At 70.2% G+C, this 22615-nt stretch carries 20 protein-coding genes; 12 read left to right on the top strand and 8 right to left on the bottom strand.

Annotation, left to right across the window (positions count from 1 at the left end):
* Positions 1 to 515: 515 nt before the first annotated feature.
* A complete protein-coding gene (locus EHS43_RS12215; RefSeq protein WP_125190654.1) occupies positions 516 to 1415 on the bottom strand; it encodes an MBL fold metallo-hydrolase in 900 nt (299 codons plus the stop codon).
* A 766-nt stretch (positions 1416 to 2181) separates the two neighbouring features.
* Here EHS43_RS12215 and EHS43_RS12205 point away from each other — a divergent pair.
* The 3 genes from EHS43_RS12205 (at position 2182) to EHS43_RS12195 (ending at position 4478) form a co-directional block, all read left to right on the top strand.
* Positions 2182 to 2391, top strand: a complete 210-nt coding sequence (locus EHS43_RS12205; RefSeq protein ID WP_125190652.1) for a hypothetical protein — start codon at positions 2182 to 2184, stop codon at positions 2389 to 2391.
* On the top strand, positions 2378 to 3769 hold the full coding sequence (locus EHS43_RS12200; RefSeq protein ID WP_125190662.1) for an amidase: 1392 nt from the start codon (positions 2378 to 2380) through the stop codon (positions 3767 to 3769). The genes EHS43_RS12205 and EHS43_RS12200 overlap by 14 nt, the downstream gene beginning before the upstream one ends.
* Positions 3770 to 3902: 133 nt before the next feature.
* Positions 3903 to 4478, top strand: a complete 576-nt coding sequence (locus EHS43_RS12195) for a TetR/AcrR family transcriptional regulator (RefSeq protein ID WP_125190650.1) — start codon at positions 3903 to 3905, stop codon at positions 4476 to 4478.
* 113 nt (positions 4479 to 4591) lie between these two features.
* On the opposite strand, the gene EHS43_RS12190 is transcribed toward EHS43_RS12195, so the two are convergent.
* The 3 genes from EHS43_RS12190 to EHS43_RS12180 form a co-directional block, all read right to left on the bottom strand.
* Positions 4592 to 5884 (bottom strand): serine hydrolase, encoded by a 1293-nt coding sequence (locus EHS43_RS12190; protein ID WP_185806221.1) that lies wholly within the window; start codon positions 5882 to 5884, stop codon positions 4592 to 4594.
* A 218-nt stretch (positions 5885 to 6102) separates the two neighbouring features.
* Positions 6103 to 6768: a response regulator transcription factor gene (locus tag EHS43_RS12185; protein ID WP_185806220.1), complete on the bottom strand. Its 666-nt coding sequence runs from the start codon at positions 6766 to 6768 to the stop codon at positions 6103 to 6105.
* On the bottom strand, positions 6761 to 7942 hold the full coding sequence (locus EHS43_RS12180) for a sensor histidine kinase (RefSeq protein WP_125190659.1): 1182 nt from the start codon (positions 7940 to 7942) through the stop codon (positions 6761 to 6763). Before EHS43_RS12180 ends, EHS43_RS12185 begins: the two co-directional genes overlap by 8 nt.
* Positions 7943 to 8256: 314 nt before the next feature.
* On the opposite strand from EHS43_RS12180, the gene EHS43_RS12175 reads away from it, so the two are divergent.
* Both EHS43_RS12175 and EHS43_RS12170 read left to right on the top strand, forming a co-directional pair.
* Positions 8257 to 9105, top strand: a complete 849-nt coding sequence (locus EHS43_RS12175; protein ID WP_125190646.1) for an oxidoreductase — start codon at positions 8257 to 8259, stop codon at positions 9103 to 9105.
* Positions 9105 to 9719 (top strand): TetR/AcrR family transcriptional regulator, encoded by a 615-nt coding sequence (locus EHS43_RS12170; protein WP_125190657.1) that lies wholly within the window; start codon positions 9105 to 9107, stop codon positions 9717 to 9719. The genes EHS43_RS12175 and EHS43_RS12170 overlap by 1 nt, the downstream gene beginning before the upstream one ends.
* A 374-nt stretch (positions 9720 to 10093) precedes the next feature.
* Here EHS43_RS12170 and EHS43_RS12165 read toward each other — a convergent pair whose 3' ends face one another.
* Complete coding sequence (locus EHS43_RS12165; RefSeq protein ID WP_125190644.1) at positions 10094 to 10870, bottom strand: alpha/beta fold hydrolase; 777 nt, start codon at positions 10868 to 10870, stop codon at positions 10094 to 10096.
* Between the two features lie 111 nt (positions 10871 to 10981).
* On the opposite strand from EHS43_RS12165, the gene EHS43_RS12160 reads away from it, so the two are divergent.
* Entirely contained in the window at positions 10982 to 11809 is an 828-nt protein-coding gene (locus EHS43_RS12160) for an AraC family transcriptional regulator (RefSeq protein WP_185806219.1), read from the top strand.
* Positions 11810 to 11915: 106 nt separating this feature from the next.
* Here the strand turns inward: EHS43_RS12160 and EHS43_RS12155 are convergent, their stop codons facing one another.
* Both EHS43_RS12155 and EHS43_RS12150 read right to left on the bottom strand, forming a co-directional pair.
* Positions 11916 to 13700 (bottom strand): cell wall metabolism sensor histidine kinase WalK, encoded by a 1785-nt coding sequence (locus EHS43_RS12155; protein ID WP_125190640.1) that lies wholly within the window; start codon positions 13698 to 13700, stop codon positions 11916 to 11918.
* Positions 13690 to 14388 (bottom strand): response regulator transcription factor, encoded by a 699-nt coding sequence (locus tag EHS43_RS12150; RefSeq protein ID WP_125190638.1) that lies wholly within the window; start codon positions 14386 to 14388, stop codon positions 13690 to 13692. Before EHS43_RS12150 ends, EHS43_RS12155 begins: the two co-directional genes overlap by 11 nt.
* 144 nt (positions 14389 to 14532) lie before the next feature.
* Here EHS43_RS12150 and EHS43_RS12145 point away from each other — a divergent pair, with 144 nt between their 5' ends.
* The 6 genes from EHS43_RS12145 (at position 14533) to EHS43_RS12120 (ending at position 20939) form a co-directional block, all read left to right on the top strand.
* Positions 14533 to 15129 carry a hypothetical protein gene (locus EHS43_RS12145; protein WP_125190636.1) on the top strand — a complete coding sequence of 199 codons (597 nt, stop codon included), beginning with the start codon at positions 14533 to 14535 and terminating at the stop codon, positions 15127 to 15129.
* Positions 15122 to 16462 (top strand): efflux RND transporter periplasmic adaptor subunit, encoded by a 1341-nt coding sequence (locus EHS43_RS12140; RefSeq protein ID WP_260470485.1) that lies wholly within the window; start codon positions 15122 to 15124, stop codon positions 16460 to 16462. Before EHS43_RS12145 ends, EHS43_RS12140 begins: the two co-directional genes overlap by 8 nt.
* Positions 16459 to 17148, top strand: a complete 690-nt coding sequence (locus EHS43_RS12135) for an ABC transporter ATP-binding protein (protein ID WP_125190632.1) — start codon at positions 16459 to 16461, stop codon at positions 17146 to 17148. The genes EHS43_RS12140 and EHS43_RS12135 overlap by 4 nt, the downstream gene beginning before the upstream one ends.
* Complete coding sequence (locus tag EHS43_RS12130; RefSeq protein ID WP_125190630.1) at positions 17145 to 18410, top strand: ABC transporter permease; 1266 nt, start codon at positions 17145 to 17147, stop codon at positions 18408 to 18410. The genes EHS43_RS12135 and EHS43_RS12130 overlap by 4 nt, the downstream gene beginning before the upstream one ends.
* Before the next feature lie 5 nt (positions 18411 to 18415).
* Positions 18416 to 19309 (top strand): MerR family transcriptional regulator, encoded by an 894-nt coding sequence (locus EHS43_RS12125; protein ID WP_260470487.1) that lies wholly within the window; start codon positions 18416 to 18418, stop codon positions 19307 to 19309.
* Between the two features lie 163 nt (positions 19310 to 19472).
* Positions 19473 to 20939: a WGR domain-containing protein gene (locus EHS43_RS12120; RefSeq protein WP_125190628.1), complete on the top strand. Its 1467-nt coding sequence runs from the start codon at positions 19473 to 19475 to the stop codon at positions 20937 to 20939.
* 131 nt (positions 20940 to 21070) lie between these two features.
* Here the strand turns inward: EHS43_RS12120 and EHS43_RS12115 are convergent, their stop codons facing one another.
* Positions 21071 to 22543: an APC family permease gene (locus EHS43_RS12115; protein WP_125190626.1), complete on the bottom strand. Its 1473-nt coding sequence runs from the start codon at positions 22541 to 22543 to the stop codon at positions 21071 to 21073.
* Positions 22544 to 22615 lie beyond the last annotated feature (72 nt).

Here is a 22615-nt window from a genome sequence, read left to right as displayed (position 1 = left end):
GGATGAGAGGGGGCCGTACGCGCGGGGAGGGATTGTCAACCGTGACGCTCGTATGACGCTCTGGTCTTCCGCAGACGGGACAGCGAGCCGACAAATGGTTTCTGGCCTGGTCTTTTCCGAGACCCGCTCAGGCCGACACCTTTCCGATGACGCATCACGTGGGGTGCGTCGCTGTTCTCGAGCCCGCCGAGAAGGGGCTCTGAGCTGCGGTTTTCTGCATGACGTGGGGACTCGCCGCAACCTCCTCGGCCGCCGCCGACCTGGTGTTCCACCCGTCATGCGCGGCGGCTGATCCGGCTCGGGCGGCCCGGATTGGCGTCTGTGACACGCGGTCCTGCCGCTCGATCGACGCTCTGACGGCAGGTCAGTGCGGCTGCCGTCGGACGCGCCGGACGCACGGTGGGGGGTCGCGGGGCAGATACACGTACGCCGATCACCCGACCAGGACCGGACTGCGCCCACGGCCGGAGCCATCTGGGAAATCCGTCCCTGACATGCAAGACGAGACTTGCAGGTCAGGTCGCCGGAACGGGCCGCAGCCGGTAGGCGCCCCCCTGCGCGACGACACGGCCGGCTGTGGGCGGGGCGAAGTGGGTGCCGAGGAGGAGGGTGTCCGTGCCGACGAGGGAAGCGAGCAGTTCACCGCGAGTGGTCTCGGACTGCTGTGGGTCGATGTCCACACAGGCGCCGATGGCGGGGTGGGCGAGTTGGACCGGGTGGTGGATGCAGTCACCGGTGATCAGCGCCGTCTCACCCCGACTGCTCAGTTCGACCGCGACATGGCCGGGGGTGTGGCCGGGGGTGGGGACCAGGCGCAGGCCCGAAGTGATCTGCACACCCTCGGCCGGCACGTCGACCAGGTCGAGCAGACCGGCCTGCTCGACCGGGATCACCGAGTCGCGGAACATCTGGCGGCGCGCCTCCTCCATGTCGTACGTGGCCCAGAACTCCCTTTCGGCGCGTGCGGTGAGGTAGCGCGCCCCGGGGAACGTCGGGACCCAATCGTCGTCCGCCTTTCGGGTGTTCCAGCCGACGTGGTCGGCGTGCAGGTGGGTGAGGACGACCAGGTCGACGGAGTCGGGCGGGAAGCCTGCGGCGGTCAGGCGCTCGGGGAAGTCGGTGCGCAGGTTGTGCCAGGCCGGGTTGGCCCGTTCCTTGCCGTTGCCGATGCCGGTGTCGACGAGGACGCGTAGCCCGTCCACGGCGAACGCGAAACTGTGGCTGTCGATGCGGAGAACGCCGTCATCGCCGGCGAAGTGGGGGCGCAGCCAGTCCTGGCCGGCCACTACCTGAGGAGTGGCGTCGGGCAGCAGCCAGGGGCCGGTCGCGGGCGGCAGCGGCATTTCGTCGATGCGGTGGACGGTGATGTCGCCCACGGCCCAGGCGGGGAGGGGGGTGTCCGAGGGAGTCTGCATGATCTGTTGTCTCCTTTGCTCTTCAGCGAAGTGGTCGGGTGCGCGGACTGCTGCAGGACCTTGTTCGGGTTCGTGACACGGCGAGCGCGCCGAGGGCCGCTGCGGAGAGGAGCGCGGCGACGACGGCGTAGGCGTGCGAGGTGGTTCTGAGCCGTAGTGCCGGGTGGCGACCCCTGCGGCGACGGCGGGCAGGGTCATGGAGAGGTGGCTCAGAACGTAGTAGGCGGCCGGCGTCGCGGCACGGTACTGCTCGTCGAGCGAGTCGAGGAGCATCCGAAGTACGCCCTGGGAGACGGCGCAGAAGGCCACGCCTGCCAGGGCCGCGCCGCCGTAGACGGTCGGCAGCCCGGCGCCGCGCAGACGGGGTGCGGCGCAGTACCCACGCGGTGAGTGCGGCTGTGGGGCTCAGGGTGAAGAAGATCATGCCGAGGGTCGGCCCGAGGGAGGAGTAGAAGCCGCCCAGTGCCCGGACTGCGCGGCGAACCGCGCTGCCATCAGTGCGTAGACGGTGCCCGCAGCCATGCCGGCGACTGGGGCGAGGGTGTTGGCCGAGGCGGACCGTCCGGGGCGCCGCGGGCTTTCCAGGTCGAGGAGAGCCGGCCGCCAGGAGGGTCACGAGTACGGACGCGATGTCGGACATGGCACCCCCTCCCTTAAAGCAACTTGTTTGCCTTAAGGGAGGGTAGGTTCTAGAGTCGAGCTAAAGCAAATCATTAGCTTTTGGTGTGGTGCACCTCGTCGCTCCACCCCGACCAGGGGAGAATCCGTGTCCTCCGCCGAACTCACACCGCCCGAGGCTGCCCGCTGGGCCGCTCGTGCAGGGCTTTCGCTTTCCGACGACCGCCACTTGGCGGTTGCGGCCACCGCCAACCACATTCACTCCGTCGTCGCGGTCCTGCGCGAGTTGACCTTCGGTGATACCCCGCCCGCCGGTGCCTTCCGTGCGCAAAGGGAGAAGCGTGATGCAGCCGTATGAGTTGTCCCTCGCCGCCGCCGCGCAGGAGATCCGGGAGCGGCGGCTGTCCCCCGTGGAGCTGGTCGACTCGGTCCTCCGTCGCATCGAGCAGGTGGAGCCGCACGTTGCGGCCTACGTCGCGGTTTTCGCTGACCAGGCCCGCCGGACCGCCCGTGATGCCGAGCGTGAAGTCGCGCAGGGCTCCTACCGGGGCCCGCTGCACGGGATCCCGGTAGGGCTCAAGGACTTGATCGATGTCGTCGGTGTGTCCACCACGGCAAGCTCCAGGACCCGCGCCGGTCATCGCGCGGCCTTTGACAGCACGGTCGCCGCGAGCCTGCGGGCGGCCGGCGCGATCCTGATCGGCAAGACGCACACCCACGAGTTCGCCTACGGGCTGACCACCCCGCAGACCAACAACGCCTGGGATCACAGGAGGATCGCCGGTGGCTCCAGCGGCGGTTCCGCCGTCGCCGTGGCCTCCGGTGCGGCGACGTTCGCCCTCGGCACCGACACCGGCGGATCGATCCGGGTGCCCGCGACCCTGAACGGGGTGGTCGGACTCAAGCCGACGTACGGACTTGTGCCCCGTCACGGCGTCACGTCGCTGTCCTGGTCGCTCGACCACGTCGGCCCGATCACCCGCACCGTCGATGACACGGCCCTCGTCCTGACCGCCCTCGCCGGGTACGACCCCCGCGACCCCGCCTCGGTGGCCGTCCCCCGCGTCGGCTACCGCCCGCGCCCCGATCCGGACCTGAGGGGAGTGCGCGTCGGCGTGCCTCGCAACTACTACTTCGAACACGTCGACGCGGAAGTCGCGGCCGCCGTCCGCCGCGCCATCGCGCAGCTGGAGGCGCTCGGCGCCCGGCTCATCGATATCGACATACCGATGACCCGCTACATCCAGGCCGTCCAATGGGGCCTGATGGTGCCGGAAGCCACCGCGTACCACCAAGCCACCCTGCGTACCGTTCCCGAGCTGTATCGGGCGGATGTCCGGATCCTCCTGGAGGCCGGCGAGCTGATGGGCGCGGGCGACTACCTGCGGGCGCAGCGCGCGCGGACGCTGATGCGCGACGCATGGGCCCGCGTTCTGGGAGAAGTCGACGTGATCGCCGCTCCTGCGGTGCCGATGGCCGCGGTCCCGTCCGGTCAGGAGGCCGTCACCTGGCCCGACGGCACGGTCGAGAGTGTCTCCGACGCCTACGTGCGCCTCTCCTCCCCGGCCAACATCACAGGAGTGCCCGCACTCTCCGTCCCGGTCGGCCGGGACACGGCGGGCATGCCCATCGGCATGCAGTTGCTCGGGCGGCCCTTCGCCGAGCGGACGCTGCTGCTGGTGGGCCATGCGTACGAGCGGACGCGGCCCGCCCGATCGCTCGCACCCGTCACCTGAGGGCGGTGTGGGGCGGGCCGGAGTGTGCGGCCCGCCCCACACTCCGCTCGGCTCCGGAGGATCAGGACCGGATGCCCGCCACCATGAGAACGGCGAACCGCTAAACGCAAGAACTGTGCTTTAGGCTGATGGGATGAGCACCAGGCAAAGGGTTCGCCCCGGCGGGCGCAGCGCACGCGTGCAGGCGTCGGTGCACACCGCCGTACGGGAACTCCTGGAGGAAAGGGGCCGCGAGGCACTGACCGTCCCCCTGGTCGCCCAGCGCGCCGGAGTCACCCCGTCGACCATCTACCGACGTTGGGGCAACCTGCAGGAACTGCTCTCGGACGTCGCGGTGGAGCGGCTGCGACCCGACACCGCCCCGGAGGACCACGGCGACCTGCGGTCCGACCTGACAGCGTGGGCCGAACAGTTCCTCGACGAGATGACGTCCGCCTCGGGCCGCGCCTACACGCGCGACGCCCTGCTCGGCGACCCGGACGGCAACAACGCCGGCCAGTGCTCGGCCTACGCGGCCGAACAGATCGACGTCGTACTGGCCCGGGCCGCCGACCGCGGGGAGTACGGTCCCGACGTCGAGACGGTCATGGACCGCATCGTCGCCCCCATGATGTACCGCATCCTCTTCCGTCCGGCCGGGCTCGACGCCGCGTACGCCCGGCGGCTGGTGACCGAGCTCTTCGGTGGACGCGGGAAGGACGAGCAGTGACCGGGCGGCTGTCTCCGTCGTCTGCGAAAGCACCCGCGCGGCCCACGTCTTGACGGATGCTCCGGTGACTTCGACCGGCGTCCTGCGAGACGGACACGAGGCCGCGGTGCCTGTCATGCGGTCGTCCTGTTCGAGGGCTGCGGTTTGCCCAGCATCTGACAGGTGGCCGCGTCGACCAGGGCCTTGTTCGCGGTCGCGGCCTTCTTCTCCTTGATGCCGAAGTTCGTGAGGGTGAAGACCGCGACGCTACGGGTGCCGGTGGCGTCGGTGTAGATCTCACTGGAGTAGCCGGGCAGGCCGCCGGTGTGACCCCAGACCGTGCCGCAGGGCGTGTCCACCTTCATCAGGCCCAGACCGTACGCTCCGCCTTCCTCGGGGGCGTCCACGGTGCCGCGCATCTGCTTCATCTGGGCCTCGGGCAGCAACCGTCCGGACATGAGCGCCGTGAGGAAGCGCTGCCAGTCCCGCGCGGTGGAGACCATACCGCCTGCCGCCCACGACCAGCTCGGGTCGATGGCAGCGGTGTCGATGTTGTCCCCGGGGCGTGCGGGCCCGGCGAATCCGACGCCCTCGGGCAGGTCCACGGTCCCGGAAAGGAGGGCCTTCAGGCGCTCGGCGTCCGGCTCGTAGCCGGTCGCGTGGCGTTTCCCGGCGGGCCATGCCGCGTCCGTGGCCAGGAACGAGTCCTTCATGCCCAGCGGCTTGGTGATCCTCTGCTCCACCAGCTCCGCCAGGCTGCTCCCGGTGGCCTTCTCCAAGATCAGCCCGAGAGCCTCGTAGTTGGCGTTGCTGTAGGAGTATTTCTTGCCCGGCTCGGTCGGCGGGTCCTGCTCGGGCGTGACGGCGAGCAGTTCCTCCGGCTTCCACGTGCGCTGCTCCTGACCGGTGAGCGAGGGCAGGAACTCGGGCGTCAGCAGGAAGTCTCCCAGGCCGCTGGTGTGGTTGAGCAGCATCCGTACCGTGATGTGCTCACCGCCCTTGACCAGTCCGGGCAGCCACTTCTCGACCGTGTCGTCGAGGCCGATGCTCTTCTCGGCGACCTGTTGCAGGACGAGCGTCGCGGTGAGCGTCTTGGTGTTGGACCCGACCCGGAACCGGTCGCCGACGGCGAGGCGGTGGTCGTCCTTCGTCCAGGCGGCCTGGCGGGCGATCTCGACAGGCTTCCCGTCGGCGCGGTCGATCCGGACGATGACGCCCAGGGAGCCGGTGTCGGCCGCCTTCTGCGTGAGGACGCTCAGGCGCCCGGCGGCCGCCGTGTGCGCCGTACCCTGCCCGGCTGCGAGTTCGGTCCCGCCCTGCCCCTCGTCCGAGCAGCTGACGAGCGCCGCGCCCAGGCAGGTGGCCAACGCCAGGGTCAGCGCCCCTCGTGGAACCCGGTGACGGCGTGACGGCGTGTGTGCGGACATGGCAGTTCCCTTCGGCGCGTGGCAGGTGCTCCGTGCGTGGAGGGATCCGGCGTTCACCCCGTTGAAGGCGTTCGAGGGCTCCGCGCACAGGGACCATTCAGCCAGCGGCGCGCCCGTGGCACATCGCTCGATGGAGGGCTTCCCGCCGACGCGGGCTCACTCCAAGGAATGACCCAGCGGTCGACGGCGCCTCGCCGTCCCGGCCACCAGGGAACGGCTCAGGACCAGGCGTTCCTGGCCAGCACCGCGGCCTGTGCCCTGCTCCGACAGCCGGTCTTCGTGAGCACACGGCTGACGTGTGTCTTCACTGTGTGCAGGCTCACCACGAGCCGGTCGGCGATCTCGGCGTTGCTCAGGCCGTCGCGGATCAGACGCAGCACGTCGGCCTCGCGCTCGGTCAGGGTCCTGAGCGGATCCGGCTCATGGTCGCCGGGGCGCCGCCGGCCACGGAGATGGCCCTCGATGATCCGATGGGTCACCGCGGGGCTCAGCGTGCTGTGCCCCGCCGCCGCGGCGCGTACGGCCCCGGTCAGCTCCTCGTACGAACTGTTCTTCAGGAGAAAGCCGGATGCCCCGGCGGCGAGCGCGTCGTCGACGTACTCGTCCAGGTCGAACGTCGTCAGCATGAGTACCCGGGTGCGCCCCGGCCCGGTCAGTCCACGGCGCTGAAGCTCGGTCAGTGCCCACAGGCCGTCGCGGCGCGGCATCCGGACGTCCATCAGCAGTACATCCGGCCGTAGCCGCGCGCACACCTCGACGGCGTTCTCGCCGTCGTCCGCGGTGCCCGTCACGGTGATGCCCGCCTGGCTGTCCAGGATGGCGCTCAGCCCGGCGCGGATGACCGGCTCGTCGTCCACGACGAGCACGCTGATCTGCTCAGTCACCGGCACACTCCAACGGCATCGTGGCGACCACGCGGAAGCCGCCGTCGCCGGTCGGGCCTGTGGTGAGGTCGCCGCCCAGCGCACCGACGCGATGGTTCATGCTCACCAGACCGAGTCCGATGCCCGCGCCGGTCGTGCCACGCCGCGCGGCGGGACCGTTCACCACCTCGCACCGCAACTGTCCCGCGACCGACGCGACAGTCACCCGGACCGGCGCCCCGGGCGCGTGCCGACGCGCGTTGACCAGTGCCTCCTGTACGACACGGTAGCCCGCCAGCCGCACCGCTCCCGGCACAGCCTCCGGAGCGAGATCCATCGTCAGTTCGACCGTTCCTCCCGTGGCACGGTGGCCGTCCGTCAACGTGTCCAGTTCGGCGAGGTCCGGCGCCGGCCGGAGCGGGACCGCGTCCGCGGGATCGCGCAGCATCCGCAGCAGATCCCGCAGCTCACCGCTGCTCTGCCGGCCGGCCGCCGCCAGCCCGTCGACCTGGGCACGGGCCCAGTCGGGCAACTCGCCGCCGCGGGCCCGCAACGTCTCCGCGTGCACGACGAGCAGGGTCAGCGAGTGCGCGACCACGTCGTGCATCTCACCGGCGATCCGCGTCCGCTCGCGTTGCGCGGCCCGTGCCGCCTCCAGAGCCTGCGCCCTGCGTGCGTCGGCGGCCCGCTGCTCCGCCGCGGCCAGCAGCGCATGCCGCGTCCGAGCGGCATACCCCATCACCCAGGCCAGCGGCATCGGGGCCAGCGCGGCGAGGACGTCCACTCCGCCGCGGAAGTCACTGGAATCGGTCGTCATCCGGTTCAGCCACAGACCCGCCACGCCCAGCACGGCGACGCCCAGCACCGCCGACACCGTCCGCCTCCAACTCGCGCCACGGTGGCCCAGGTTGTAGAGCAGCACCGCCAACGGCAGGAAGACCAGCGGTGACAGCTTGGCCCCCTCGCCCGCACTCCACACCAGTGCCGCCAGAAGAGCCCCGAAGCCTGCGACGAAGGCGGTGGCCGGCACCCGCCGCCGCAACAGCAGCACCACCACGCCGACCGCCTCGTACACCGTGAGCGACACCCAAGCCGGTCCAGAGGCGTCCACGTACGGCTGCGACAGAACCGCGGGCAGAAATGTCAGCACGAGCAACCCGGCATCGGTGCCCCACCCGTGCCACCTGTCGCCCATCACTCTCATCCGTCCGAGACTACTGATCTTCTCGTGAGCTCGGCGGGTGTGGGGGCGCCAGGTCGGCGGGAGGCTTTCGGTGTGGCTCATCGGCCTTCTCCTTCAGCTGGGTCGGTCCTTCCCTTCCTCGCGCGTCACGCCAGGTCGGTCCTTCGGCCCCGCGCCAACGGGCAGCGACAGAGACCAGGCGGGGCCGAGCGCGGGTGATGCGGCTCAACCCCGAGAATCGACACAGTGACGGTAAAAATCGACACTGTGTAGACTTTCTGGTGGGGGAGCGGCCCGGCTCCTCGTGGAACCTCTCTGGAGGAGCAGTGCAGAAGCAGAACTGGCTCATCACCGGCGTCAGTACGGGCCTCGGACGTGCCTTCGCCGAGGCCGCCCTGGCCGCAGGTCATACCGTCGTCGGCACGGTCCGCTCCGAGGAGGACCTGCGGGCCTTCGAAGAACTTGCGCCCGGTGACGCTCACGGTCGCCTGCTGGACGTGACGGACGATGACGCCGTCCTCGGAGTGCTCGCGGAGGTGGAGCAGAGCGTCGGCCCTTTGGACGTCGTCGTCGCCAACGCCGGCTACGGCCTGGAGGGAACCTTCGAGGAAACCCCGCTGGCCGAAGTGCGGCGGCAGTTCGAGGTCAACGTGTTCGGGGCGGTGGCCACGCTGCAGGCGGCGCTGCCTCACATGCGCCGACGTCGCCGTGGGCATCTGATGGCCGTCACCTCCATGGGCGGGCTCATGGCCGTGCCCGGCATGTCCGCCTACTGCGGCAGCAAGTTCGCCCTTGAGGGCATCCTCGAGGCGCTGGGCAAGGAAGTCGCGCAGTTCGGCATCCATGTGACGGCGATCGAGCCGGGCTCCTTCCGCACCGACTGGGCCGGACGGTCCATGACACGCGCCGCGCGGACGGTCGACGACTACGACGAGTTGTTCGTCCCCATCCGAGAAGCACGGCAGAAGGCCAGTGGCAACCAGCTGGGCAATCCGGCCAAGGCCGGGGACGCCCTCGTGCACATCACGTCGGTCGAGCGCCCGCCGGCCCACCTCGTCCTGGGTTCGGACGCGCTGCGACTGGTCGCCGCCGCCCGCGCGGCCGTGGACGAGGACATCCGTGCATGGGAGGCGCTCTCCCGTACGACCGACTTCGCCGACGGCGCGCAGCTCTGATGCCCGGCCACCACCCCGCGCGGAGCCGTCGCGCCGTCGAACGCAAGGGCGACGTCCGGGAGCGGGCCATCCTCGACACCTGCGAGGCCCTGCTGGCGCACAAGGGCTACGACGCCATGACCGTCGGCGACATCGCCCAGGGCGCCGGCATCACCCGCGGCGCGCTGTACTTCTACTACGGTTCCAAGCAAGAAGTGGTCACCGCACTCGTGGCCCGGACCGTCGAGCACCTGTGGGAGCGGTCGAGGGCCACAGCGGAGGCCGACGAGCCGCGCCGGGCCATCGCGGCAGCCATGCAGCGCACGGTCGAGCTGTGGAACGAGCACGGCCTGGTCATGCGCACGGCGATCGATCTGTCGTTGACCGTGCCGGAGATCGGCGAGCTGTGGAACCACACGGCTGACCTGTTCATCGCGGCCATCACCGCCGTCCTGGAACGCGCCGGCATCCGGGCCGGCACCGCACCCGACCAGGCCCCGGCGATGGCGCGCGCCCTGTGCTGGATGATCGAGCGGACCTTCTACCACGCCTCACAGGAATCCCGCGAGGAGCTCCGCGATGCGTCGGCGACATGCGAACACATCTGGCTGACCAGCGCCGGTCTGACCAGATGAGGCATGCCCATGACAGTGGACACCTGTTCGCATCCTCATGCGGCGAGGTGCTGACGGCACGGTCAACCGCCGGCCGTGGCTCAGGGGCGGGCGGAGGTGGACCGGCTGGTCGTGCCGGACTCCACGATCGTCCGGGCCCATCGGCACACAGCTGCCAGAGCGGGCTCGAGGAACGCGGGCTCGGACACTCCCGCGGCGGCCCGGCCGGCAAGATCCACCCGGCCTGCGCTGTGCGAGGCCGGCCGTTGTCCTGCACGGTCACGGCCGGCACTCGCGACGACTGCACCCAGGCCGCAGCGGTCATCGACAAGATCCGCGTCCTGCGGCCCGAAGGGTGATCAGGGCCGCATCCGGCCGTCGCGCCGCGGGGACGGTCAGGCTGCCGGCGCGAATGCGGTGATGGCACCGACGAGGTCGGCCGGGGCTTCCAGCGGGATCAGGTGACCGGTGCGGGGGACCACCACGAAGTCGGGGTGGGAGAGATAGGGCACCAGGTTGTCGCGGAGCACGCCGACGGGCTCCACCTGGTCGTGCTCTCCGGCGACGACGAGAGTCGGCACACTGACCATACGCGTGTGTTCGGTGATGTCCTGCGCGATGCCGTGCAGCGGCCACTCGGTGCGGGCCGCGTCGGTGACGGTCCGCGAGTCGGTCACGATCTGCGCCTTGACCGACGCGGGCAGCTCGGTCGCGGTGAGGACGTGATCCCGTGCCCCCGCCACGGACTCGGCGGAGTCGTAGGCGTGCGACAGGGCTTCCTGGTACTCGGGAGTGACCTGTGCGGCAGGCTTCGCCGGGCCGGGACCGACGAGAACCAAGCCGCGCAGGCCCGCGGGCCGGGTGGCCGCGACCAGCTGTGCGACCTTGCCGCCCATCGAATGCCCCACCAGGACGTAGTCGGTGACCCCCGCATCCGCGAGCACGGCGAGCGTGTCGTCGGCGAGCTGACCGAGGGTGTAGGGACCGGGCAGAGCGCTCGACCGGCTCCATCCGCGGAAGTCGACCGTGAGCACGTCACGGCCCGCCAGGCGGTCGACGACGAGGTCCCAGGTGCGGGCGGAACCGCCCCAATAGTGCAGGAACACCAGAGTCGGTCCGGTCCCCGGCCGATGGTCGTAAGTGGGCAGTAGCGTCTGCTGAGTCGTGTCCATGATGCCTCTTCCGGTCGATGCTTGGGGCGATTGCCCTGTGCATTCATTGAAACTTCTGCACCCGGACGGGGCATCGGCATGACTGGTCTCCCGATGGTGAAAACTGGACACGTGAGCGTGATCCGGCACATGACCTACCAGCCCGCGGGACGCCGCGCCGTCTCGGTCGAGACGATGACGTTCGGCCGCCTTCGGGAGCTGAACGACGGCGGCACGCAGCGCGCCGACTTCCACGTCCTTGCCGTCATCGACGCCGGACCCGGCTCGGTCACCGTGGATTTCCGCCGCCACCCGCTCCAAGATCAGTCCGCGGTGTGGATTCCACCCGGCGCCGTGCACCGGTGGGACGACATCGCCGACGTGGCAGGGCATCTCGTGCTGTTCGTGCCGACCGCGCCGGTCACCCGCGCCACCCGAGAACTGGTCGCCTCCCCCGACCCGGCCGCGCACTGGAGCATCCCCGACGCCGACTGGCCCTTCGTCGACACGGCGCGCAGCCATCTCCTCCTCGAAGCATCCGCCCCAGCCGGTGACTCCCGGGCGGAGCTGCCCGAAATCCTGCTCTCCGCGCTCATCACCCGACTGCACCCACCGCAGGACGAAGCACGGCTCACCCCTCCGGTGTTCCGGTCGTTCCGCTGCAGCGTCGAAGCGCACTTCCGGGAACACCACGACGCGGGCTACTACGCCCGGACGCTGGGATACGCGCCACGCACCCTCTCACGAGCGGTGCAGCAGGCCACCGGCCGCACCGCGAAGGCGTACATCGTCGAACGGATCACCCTGGAAGCCAAACGGCTCCTCGCACACGACCGCCTCACCGCCGCCCGCTGTGCCGACATACTCGGCTTCCCCGACGCATCCGCCTTCTCGGTCTTCTTCCACAGGGCGACAGGCAAACGTCCGGGCGCGTGGCAGGCGGCGGTGGCCGCCGAGTGAGGAGGCGCCCGCAAGAACACGCACATCCCTGCGCACGCGTGTCACAAGCCGTGAACACCGGCCCCCATGGAGGCGGAACCGTCCGGGAGAGCCTCGTGTCGGCGGATCAGTTCGGCAACCGCACCAGGAACACCGTCTCGACATGCGGCCGGCTCGCCACGGAGACGTCGCCGCCATGTGCCCGCACCAGCTGTCTGACGATGGACAGCCCCAGTCCGCTGCCTCCCGTCCGCCTGCTGCGGGACTGTTCGGCCCGCCAGAATCGGTCGAACACGCGGGGCAGGTCCGCCTCATGGATGCCGCTGCCCGTGTCCTTCACCTCGATGGCGACGGCGCCTGCCACCCGGCGGGCGCCGAGGGTGACGCGGCCGGCCGGCGGGGTGTGGCGTATCGCGTTGGACAGCAGGTTGCCCAGGACCTGGCGGAGGCGGACCGGGTCGGCGTGGACCGAGAGACCGTCCGGGGCGTGGACGGCGATCTCGACCCCACCGGCGTGTGCGGTCGCGCGGTGCGCGCTCACGGTCTGCTCGATCAGGTCGCGGAGGTCCAGTTCCTCCGGACGCAGGCGCAGGGTGCCGGCGTCCGCTGCGGCGAGCACCTGGAGGTCGTCCACGATGTGCTGGAGGAGTTCCGCCTCCTCCTGCAGCGAGGTGAGGAGCGCCGAGTCGGTCTCGGCCAGGCCGTCCTGTGCCGCGTCCAGCCAGCCGCGGATGTTGGTGAGGGGTGTGCGCAGTTCGTGGGCGATGTCGCTGACCATGACCCGGCGCTGCTCGTCGGTGCGTTCGCGGCGTTCCGACAGGTCGTTGAGGGCAGCGGCCAGATAGCCGGTCTCGTCCTTCGCGGTGACGGGGATCCGGACGTGCCTGCCCGACGGGGCGCGCGCCGCGTTGGTCAGCAGGCGCAGCGGACGCACCAGCCTGGTCGCGATGACGGCGGTCACGGCGACGGTCGCGGCCAGGACCAGACCGGTGGTGGCCAGGACCCGGAGGGTGCCGGCCGGTGACAGGTCGAAGGTGGCGGTGGCCGAACGGGGTGGGCTGATGACGAACAGCAGGGCCGCGGGGGCGACATACGCCGCCAACTGCTCCCGTCGGCCTTCCTCCACGCAGTCGTCCACAGCGGCGGAACTCGCCGTGGAGTCTTCGCCGTTGACTCTGAAGCCCGTCGCGATGGTCAGCGGTTCGGGCAGGCGTACGTGGTGGCGCTCGGCGCAGCCGCGGACGAGTCCGGTGAGTTCGGCGAGGGCCGCGGCCTCGGTCGGGGTGGGCATGCCCAGGCCCTTGGACCGGCAGGCGGGGATGAACTCCCCCGAGGTCCTGGTCGTGCGCAGGGCGGGCCTGCCACTTGCCTCCTCGACGATGTGCGCGCGCACTCCCGTCCGGTGGTACAGGCAGTCGACCTCGTCGCGGGCGACCTGTCGCAGCTTCGCCCGCTCCTCGGCGGGCAGGCGGTAGGGGCCGACGGCTCGTGGGTCGATGCGGGAAGCCCGCTCCGCCTGGCCGGCACTCCGGGCCGTGGACGGAGCGACGTGCAGTGGATCGATCACCGCGCTCTCGTCGAGGGGCAGCCGTTCCGCGGCCGGCCGATCCGACGCGGCGATGATCCGACGCGCCCGCGTGGTCAGGACGATGGTGCGCCCCGTCGACCGGGCGAGATCCAGAACCGTGCGCTCGACACCCTTCCAGTCGGAGTGTGTCGCGGCGAAGCCCTCCAGGGTCTCCTGGATGGCGGCGTCGTCCGCGAGGACCTGGCCCCGTTCCTGTTCGATGGCGACGGTGGTGCCGCGTACCGTCAGCCAGGCCGTGGCCCCGATGGACAGCAGGGAGATCAGCACGGAGGTGACCAGCAGCCGGAACAGCAGGCTGTTGCGGAGGGGGACCTCAGACGTCACGGCGGCCTCGGGACAGCTTGTATCCGACGCCGTGGACGGTCAGCAGCAACTCCGGTCTGCGCGGTGAGATCTCGATCTTCTTCCGCAGGTTCACCATGTGCATGTCCACGGTTCGTTCGGTGACGGCTCGCCCGTGGTCGGTGATGCAGTGCAGCAGCTGAGCCCGCGTGAAGACCCGCTCGGGCGCGGCTGCAAGGGTACTGAGCAGGCGGAATTCGCTGGGAGTGCAGTTCACCGGCCGGCCGTCGACGGACACCTCGTGCCGGTCAGGAGCCACGGTCAGGGGGCCGGCCTTCAGGAGCACTTCCTCCGTGCGCTCCTGCTGCCGGGTGCGCCGCAGCAGGGTCCTGACGCGGGCCACCAGTTCGCGCGGCCTGAACGGCTTGGTCATGTAGTCGTCCGCCCCGATGTCCAGCCCCAGCAACAGGTCGTCCTCGGTGGAGCGGGCCGTGAGCATGAGAATGGGCATATCGCCCGTGGCGCGTATGCGTCGGCATATCTCCAGCCCGTCAAGACCGGGCAGCATCCAGTCGAGAACGAGCAGGTCAGGTGGCCGCTTTACGGTGACGTCGAGGGCTGTCGGGCCGTCGTGCACCACGGTCACGGCATAGCCGTCGTGCACCAGGTAACGACGAATCAGTTCTGCTTGCTTTTCGTCGTCTTCGGCTACCAGTACGTATGCGGACATGGGCCGATGATAAGGCTGAGGAGCGCGTGGTGAACGTCGACGAACCCGGCTTCATTCCATGACGACTTCCTGACAAACGTATGCAGGGATCCTCCGGGGGAAGTCTTGACACCTTTCTGACAAAGCCTTGTCACGATTCCGGGTATGCCTGACAAGAAGAACCTCTTCCTTCCCTGCGCCCTTCTGGCGGTGACGCTGATCACCGGCTGCTCCTCCCCGGGGGACGGCGAGAGCGGTAAGGGCGGAGTCGACTCCGTCGCGGAATCCAGGGGAGACGCGCAGGGTGGGGTGAAGAAGAGCCGGGCTGCCGACGATTCCGATTCCGGCCGCCCTCAGATTCGACTGGATACCACGCAAATCGAGGAAATTCGCATGTATCAGGGCTATCTGCGCTGCCTCAAGGATCGCGGTGTGTCCATTCCCTCGAAGGGGAACAAAATGCCCGAAGCCGATCCCGGAACGCTGTGGTTCCCCGGTATTGATGTGGCCAAAGAGCGTCCAGAAGCAGAAAAGGCATGCCTCGGGAAGAAGCCGCTGCAGCCCCCCGAGCTGGATCCGAAGAAAAACTCCGACTACATGGACGACTACAGCAAGTGGATCGAGTGCGACAACCGCAGAGGGCTCAAGGTGAACCCTCTTCCTGACGGAGGCGGCTGGAACTACAGGGCCGGTGTGACCCAGCCCAGGAACGCCGACCAGATCGACAAGGAATGCATGATCGAGGCGTTCGGTGGTGAGTGAGCGCGACACCGCGGAGACCATGGCCCTGCGGGTGACGGTCCAGGAAGGGGCGGGCCTCCGAAAGCCGCCGGCGGGCCGACGGAACAAGAAGGCCCTGTGGCTCGCCGCCGTCGCCGTGATGCTGGCGGGAGGGACGGGTACCGGTCTGTGGTGGGCCGGCCGGGGCGGGACCGGCTCCGACCCCGAGTCCGGCCCGAAGGTCAAACAGATCGCCGTGGCCAGAACGGACATGTCGGGTAGCCGGGAGATGCAGGGCATGCTCGGCTACGACTCCCCGCGCACGATCCGCGGCGTCGGCGACGGACGGGTGACGTGGCTTCCGAACCGCGGTGCGACGGTCAAACGCGGCCGGCAGCTGTACCGCGTCGACGAGCGTCCCGCCGTGATCTTCTACGGCAGCACACCCTTGTACCGCAGGCTCGACAGCCCCGGCAGCGTCGGCCGCGACATACGGGTCGTCGCCGACAACCTCAGGGCTCTCGGCTACGACATCGGGACACAGCCGACGCCGGGCACGGTCGTCCGGCAGCAGGCTCCCGCGGGCGCCCCCGCGCCCGTGACACCGGGCCCCGGGCAGGGGGAGACCACACCCCCGGCCGGCTCGTCCTCGGCTGCGGACGGCGAAGCGGACCAAGGAACCGGTGCGTCACAGGGAGGTGCACCGAGCCCGGGTCCGTCGCAGTCCACCGTCAAGGAGGGCGACGGTGTGCTCACCACGTCCCTGATGTCCGCGGTCAAACGCTGGCAGAAGGCCGTGGGCATGGATCAGGACGGCATCCTCGACGTGTCCGACGTGGTCGTGACCAAGTCGGCGGTGCGGGTCTCCGACGTCCTCGCCCAGCCCGGGGACGAGGCGTCGGGAGAGCTGATGACGGTGACCGCCACGACCAAGTCCGTGACCGTGCCGGTGGAGTCGCTCGACCTGGGGTCCGTCAAGTCGGGTCAACAGGTCACCGTGGTGCTCCCCGACCGAACCACCGTCCCGGGCAGGGTCGCCGCGATCAGCACCGTCGTGCAGGGAGAGCAGGGAGAGCAAGGACAGTCGGGCGGCACCGGGCAGACCAAGACCAACGTCACCGTGTCGCTGGACGACCCGCGGTCCGCCAGGAACATCGACTCCGCGCCCGTCCAGGCCCGGTTCCAGGGCGAGTCGAAGAAGGGCGTACTCGCCGTCCCGGTCGGCGCCCTGCTCGCGCTGCGCGAGGGAGGGTACGCGGTCCGGCTGGCCGGCGGCAGGCTCGTCCCGGTCGACACGGGCATGTTCGCCCGGGGACTGGTCGAGATCAGCGGCCAGGGCGTCAACGAGGGCATGAAGGTGGAAACCACGGCATGACTCAGGTCCTCAGCGTGCACGAGGCGAGCGTGACCTACCCCCCCGAGGTGAGAGCCCTCGACCGGGTCTCCCTGTCCGTCTCACAGGGCGAACTGCTGGCCATCCTCGGCCCTTCCGGCTCCGGCAAGTCCACGCTGCTCAACATCATGGGCACGCTGGCCGCGCCCACCAGCGGCAGCGTGGTCATCGAGGGGCAGGACGTGGCGGAGCTGTCCGACCGCCAACTGTCCGCCCTGCGCGGGCGGCGCCTGGGCTTCGTCTTCCAGCACTTCCACCTGACGGACGGACTCACCGCGGCGGAGAACGTGGCCACCGGCCTGCTGTACGCCGGTGTGCCCAGGAAGTACCGGAAGAAGCTGGCCGAGGAGGCCCTGGCCCGGGTCGGACTCGCCCGTCGGGCCGGCCATCTGCCGGGGCAGCTCTCCGGAGGGGAGCGTCAACGGGTCGCGATAGCCCGCGCGGTGGTCCATGAGCCGGCTCTGGTCCTCGCCGACGAGCCCACCGGTGCACTCGACACCGCCAACGGCGCCGCGGCACTCGCCCTGCTGACCGAACTCAACGCGGCGGGCACCACGATCGCGCTCATCACTCACGACCGTGACATCGCCGACCAGTTGCCCCGCAGGGTTCACCTGCGTGACGGTCGCCTGGTCACGGACACCGCACTGACCGGAAGCCCGTCATGACCGCCCCCGCCAAGCCGTCCCGCGCCGCGCTGCGGCACTCTTCCCAGCGTACCGAGGACAAGATCAAGCCGGTACGCCTCGCCTTTCTCGATCTGTTGGGCCTGGGGCTCCTCGGCCTGCGCACCCGCAGGCTGCGCGCCGCGCTGTCGGCGCTCGGCATCTCCATCGGCGTCGCCACGATGGTGGTGGTGACCGGGATCCCGGCCTCCAGCCAGCGGGCGCTGATGGACGAGATGACGGCGCTCGGGTCCAACATGCTGCGGGTGCAGCCGTTCTCGGGGCAGGACGTGCCGGTCGAACTGCCCGAGGAATCGGTCGACATGGTGCGCCGCGTCAAGCCGGTCACCGAGGCGAGCGCGGTGGCCAACACCCATGCCGTGGTCCGGCGTTCCGACCTCATCGGTGACGACGACTTCTCCGGTACCGGACTCAGCGTGCTCGCGGCCCGACGCGACCTGCTGAGCGTGGTGGGCGGAAGAGTCTTCTCGGGAAGGTTCTTCAGCGCCGCCGACGAGCAGTTTCCCACGGCCGTTCTGGGCTACCGGGCCGCCGGCCGGCTCGGCATCGGGGAGATCCCCGAGAACGACCCGGCCCCGCAGATACAGATCAACAAGTCGTGGTTCACCGTGATCGGCATCCTGCACTCCGTACCGCTTTCCGACGACCTCGACAACGCCGTACTGACGGGGTGGCCGGCCGCCAAGAAGACACTGCGCTTCGAGGGGAACCCCACGGTCATCTACGTCAAGGCCCGGGACGCACATCTGGAGGACGTACGGAGAGTGCTCCCCGCCACCGTGTTCCCGGAGCAGCCCGGGCAGGTCCAGGTCAGCCGCCCGTCCGACGCCCTGGCGGCCAAGCGCGCCACGCAGAACACCTTCTCCTCCCTCTTCCTGGGCCTGGCCGGTGTCGCCCTGCTGGTCGGTGGAGTCGGCGTGGCCAACACCATGGTCATCTCGGTCCTGGAGCGCCGAAGGGACATCGGGCTGCGCCGGGCGCTGGGCGCGACCCGCGGTCAGATCCGCGTCCAGTTCCTCACCGAGTCCGTGGGGCTGTCACTGCTCGGCGCCCTTGCGGGGACCCTGTTCGGTGTCCTCGCCGACCTCGGCTACGCGGCCTACCAAGGCTGGCCGACGGTGATCCCCCTGAGCGCGGTGACGGGTGGCTGCCTCGGTGCCGTGCTGATCGGCATGGCTGCCGGGGTCCACCCCTCGGTCCGCGCGGCACGCCTTCCCCCCACAGAGGCACTGGCGTCGGCGTGAAGGGCATGGATGCCTACGCGGACCTGCTCCATGAGAAGCCGCAGCCCGTGGCACGCGAACTCGACGAGCTTCCCGCCGATGCGGACGAGGCGACGCGCCAGAGTCTCGCCGAGCGTCTCGTGCCGCACGTCCGAGGTCTCCGGGCCAGGCATCCCGGGCTGCGCGACCTCGCCTCGGACGCCCCGCGGGGCCGCAAGGCCGTCCGGCACTACCACGAGATCGGCCTGCTGGACGAGCCGGAACGGGCGCCCAACGGGTACAAACGGTACGGCGTCAGCCATCTGGTCCGCCTGCTGCGCATCCGCAGACTGACCGATCTCGGCGTGGCCCTCTCGGACGTCGCCTCGGTCGAGAGGGGGAACGAGAAGGCGCGGCAGATCCTCCTGGACCTGGACGCCGAACTCGCGGCGGACATCGAGCGCAGGCAGCGGATGCGGCGGGAACTGGCGGCCGTCCTGGAGAACCGGGCCGCGCTCGACATGCCCCCGGACTTCCGGACACTCGCCGACGACCTGCCCGAGACCCATCGGTCCCTGCTGCTGGCCTACTCCAGCTTCCTCACTCCCGAGGCGATGGCAGCCCTCCGAGAGCAGCTCGCGGTACCTCGTGGGGATCTCGATGCGGAATTCGCGGCACTCGACGAGGACGCTCCCGACGAAGTGCGGCAGCGGCTGGCGGAGCGCTTGGTGCCCGAGGTCCGCCGGCAGCACAGGGACCACCCCGGCCTGGCAGACCTGGGGGTGTCCTCGCACCGGAGGACGGCCGTCGCCGAGTCGGTCGTCGGGCACGCACTGGTCGAGTTCCACAACCGAGCCCACCTCGACGTGCTGCGACGCGTCCACGCGATCCTTGCCGAGGACGACACCCCGGAGAGCGCGAGCAACGGCACCCGGGGGTGAGTTGGGCTTCCGGGCTCTGGCTCGTCCCGACCGGTCTCTCCCTGCCGACCCGCCCGCCAAGGGTGTGATCGCGCTCGGGCGTCGATGTCAGTGGTGACCATTAGTTTGGAGTCACTGGGGATCGGCCGCCGCGGTCGACCGGGGTCTTGGGGAGGGGTGTGCTGTGTCCGCTGCGCAGGCACGACAGTCGGAGAGCGTGACGTACCTGGAGCTGTCTCAGGAGAGCGGCAGCGCGCACAAGTTCTACGAGGTGATTGTCGAGGGGACGACCGTCTCCGTGCGGTACGGACGGATCGGTGTGGACGGGCAGCGCCAGAGCTCCACCTTCCCGACCGCCGAGAAGGCGAAGGCGGCCGCGGCCAAGAAGATCGCCGAGAAGGTGCGCAAGGGGTACGCGCCCGCGGTCCAGGGGCAGCGCGCCGCCCGCCCCGTGACGCGCCGTCAGGTGTCGTCCGCGCCGTCCACCGCGCGGGCGACCGCCCCGGTGTTGTGGCGGTTCCGTACGGGCGCCTCGGCGTTCGGCATCCATGTGGACGAGGACCGCTGCTGGGTCGGCAACCAGCAGGGCAGCGTCTACAACCTGAGCCACGACGGCGAGGTGCTGGCGCACTACTCCCTGCCCGACGGTGTGAAGTGCCTGGTGGCCGACGACTTCTGGATCTACGCGGGCTGTGACGACGGCCGGGTGTACGACCTCTCGGCGAAGGTGCCGTTCGCCGCCTACGAGATCGCGGCGGAGGTGGACATCTTCTGGCTGGACATCCACGCGGGCGTGCTGAACGTCTCCGACCGCAACGGCGGCCTGACGGTCATCGACCACGAGGACGAGCTCCAGTGGTCGCGCAACTCCTCCGGAGAACACGGATGGATGGTGCGGGCCGACGAACGCGCCGTGTTCCACGGGCACAGTGACGGCGTGACGGCCTACGCGGCCGACGGCGCCGGTCAACTCTGGCACACCCGGACCAACGGCAACGTGCTCTTCGGATGGCAGGAGGAGGACGCGGTCTACGCCGGCACGGGGCGGCGGGTCGTCCAGCGTCTCGCCAAGTCCTCCGGGCTCGTCGAGGCCTCCTACCAGTGCGATGCCGCGGTGTACTCGTGCGCCACGTCCCCGGGCGGGCGGTACGTCTTCGCGGGCGACTCCGCCTCCTCCGTCTACTGCTTCACCGCCGACGGCACCCGCCTGTGGAAGCTCGGCACGGGGGGCGGCTCCGCGCTGTCCATGCAGTACCACGACGAGCGGCTCTACCTCGTCTCCACCGACGGCTCACTCGCCTGCATCGACGCGAGCGAGAGCGCGATCAACGCCGCCCAGTCGGGCACCGTCCCGGTCGCCGCGGACGTCAAGCTGGCGGCTGCCCTGCCGACGTACGCGCCGCTGACCACGGCCGCCTCCGTCGCCACGGTCAGCGCGGTCCCCGCGGCGGGCGGCGGAGTCGTCGTGGAGTGCGTCGAGCAGGGCGGCCGCGTGCGCGTGCATGTGGTCTCCGAGGGCTACGAGCCCAGTTGGAACGTCCAGTTCCCGCGTGCGATACGCGAGCCCGGCGCACGCTATGTGGTGGACGCGCTGCACTCCTCCGCGGGTGGCTTCTACCGGGTGCGCGGGGAGATCAGGCGCCTGGTCTGACAGGGCGCGGCGCACCGGGACCGGCGGCGACGGCACCCGGGTGAATGCACCCGGGCGACTGCACTCGGACGATGGCATCCGGGCGACGGCACCCGTGGCGCCCGCACCCGCACCGACGGCACCCGCGGCGGCTACTCCGCGTCCGCGACCACCGAGCCCACCCGCTCCGCCAGACCGGGATCCCGGCGGACCAGGAGGGCCGCGTAGCCGACGGCCGCGAGCAGGGTGGCCAGGGCCGCGTACGGGAACCAGCTGTACGGGGCGGGCTGGCCGGGCTTGGCGAGGTAGTAGAGCGGGACCAGGATGGCGAGGGCGCCGAGCCCGGGCAGCACGAGATGCCGCACGGTCCGGAACTCCTGCGGGCGGTAGCGGCGGTAGTACAGCGGCAGGGCGATGTTGGACGCCAGGTAGACCAGCAGGATCAGGATGGCGCCCAGGCTGGAGGACTCCGTGAAGAAGACCACCGGGTTCATCTGACCGCCGCCGGAGCCGAGCAGATGGCCCAGGCCCCAGCCGCCGATGATCAGCAGCGCGGTGACGGCGAAGGTGACGATCGCGTTGTTCGGCGTACGGCGCGTGGGGTGGACGTATCCGAAGAAGGAGGGCAGCAGACCCTCGCGCCCCGCGTTGAAGACCAGGCGGGCCTGGGAGTTGATGCCCGCGATCAGCACGCCGAGTGTGGAGGTCAGGCCGCCGACGTAGGCGAGGAACGCCAGTGCGCCGAGGGTGTGCTGGGCGACGTCGATGAAGGGGATGCGGGAGGCGCCGAGCCGGTCCAGGTCGTAGCCGAAGCCGGTCACCGTGGCGTAGGAGAAGAGGATGTAGCTCACCGTCATGATCGCGACGGAGGAGAACACCGCGCGGCCGACGTTGCGCCGTGGGTTCTCCGTCTCCTCGGCCAGCGCCGCCGAGTTCTCCCAGCCGATGAACAGGTACACCGCCAGCGGGAATCCGGCCGCGAGCCCCTTGAGGCCGTGGGTGAGATGGCCGGGCAGGAACGGGGCGGCGGAGAGGTTGCCGCGGTGCTCGACGATGGCCGCGACCGAGACCACGACGAGCACGAGCATCTCCACGCCGAAGAAGTAGCCGGCCCACTTGGTGGAGACCACGATCCCGCGCAGCATCAGCACCACCGAGAGGCCGGTGAGCAGCAGTGTCCAGATGATCCACGGCAGGTCCACGCCCGTGTAGTGCTGGAGGGTGATCTGCACGAAGCCGCCCGAGATCGCGATCACCGAGGCCATCGCGATGATGTAGCCGAGCCCGGCCAGCAGGGCTGTCGTCACCGCGCTGACCGGACCGAAGGTCCGGCCGACGAAGGTGGTGAAGCTGCCCGCCGAGGGGTGCGCCCGGGAGAACTCGGCCAGCGTGTTGCCGAGCAGCGCGACCGCGACCCCGGCCGCCACGATGGTCAGCGGGGACGCGACGCCCGCGGTGGTGGCCAGGAAGGCGAAGCCGAAGAAGAAGCTCATCGCCGGGCCGACGTTGGCCATCGTGGCGGCCGCGATGTCCGCCATGCCGAGGACACCGCCGCGCAGCCGCTGCGGCGCGTCGGCGGCGGGGCCCGACGCCGACGGCGGGCCGACAGGTCCGGGTACCGGCATGGAGACAGCTCCTTCAGCGGGTCGGCGGCACGGGGGAGGGGGAGACGGGGGAGAGGGAGGTCAGTTCAGGCC

Origin of the sequence: Streptomyces sp. RP5T, assembly GCF_003933965.1 — a bacterium.
Taxonomy (GTDB): domain Bacteria; phylum Actinomycetota; class Actinomycetes; order Streptomycetales; family Streptomycetaceae; genus Streptomyces.
The sequence above is the reverse complement of the archived record's forward strand: the minus strand, read 5'-3'. Positions and strand labels throughout refer to the sequence as shown.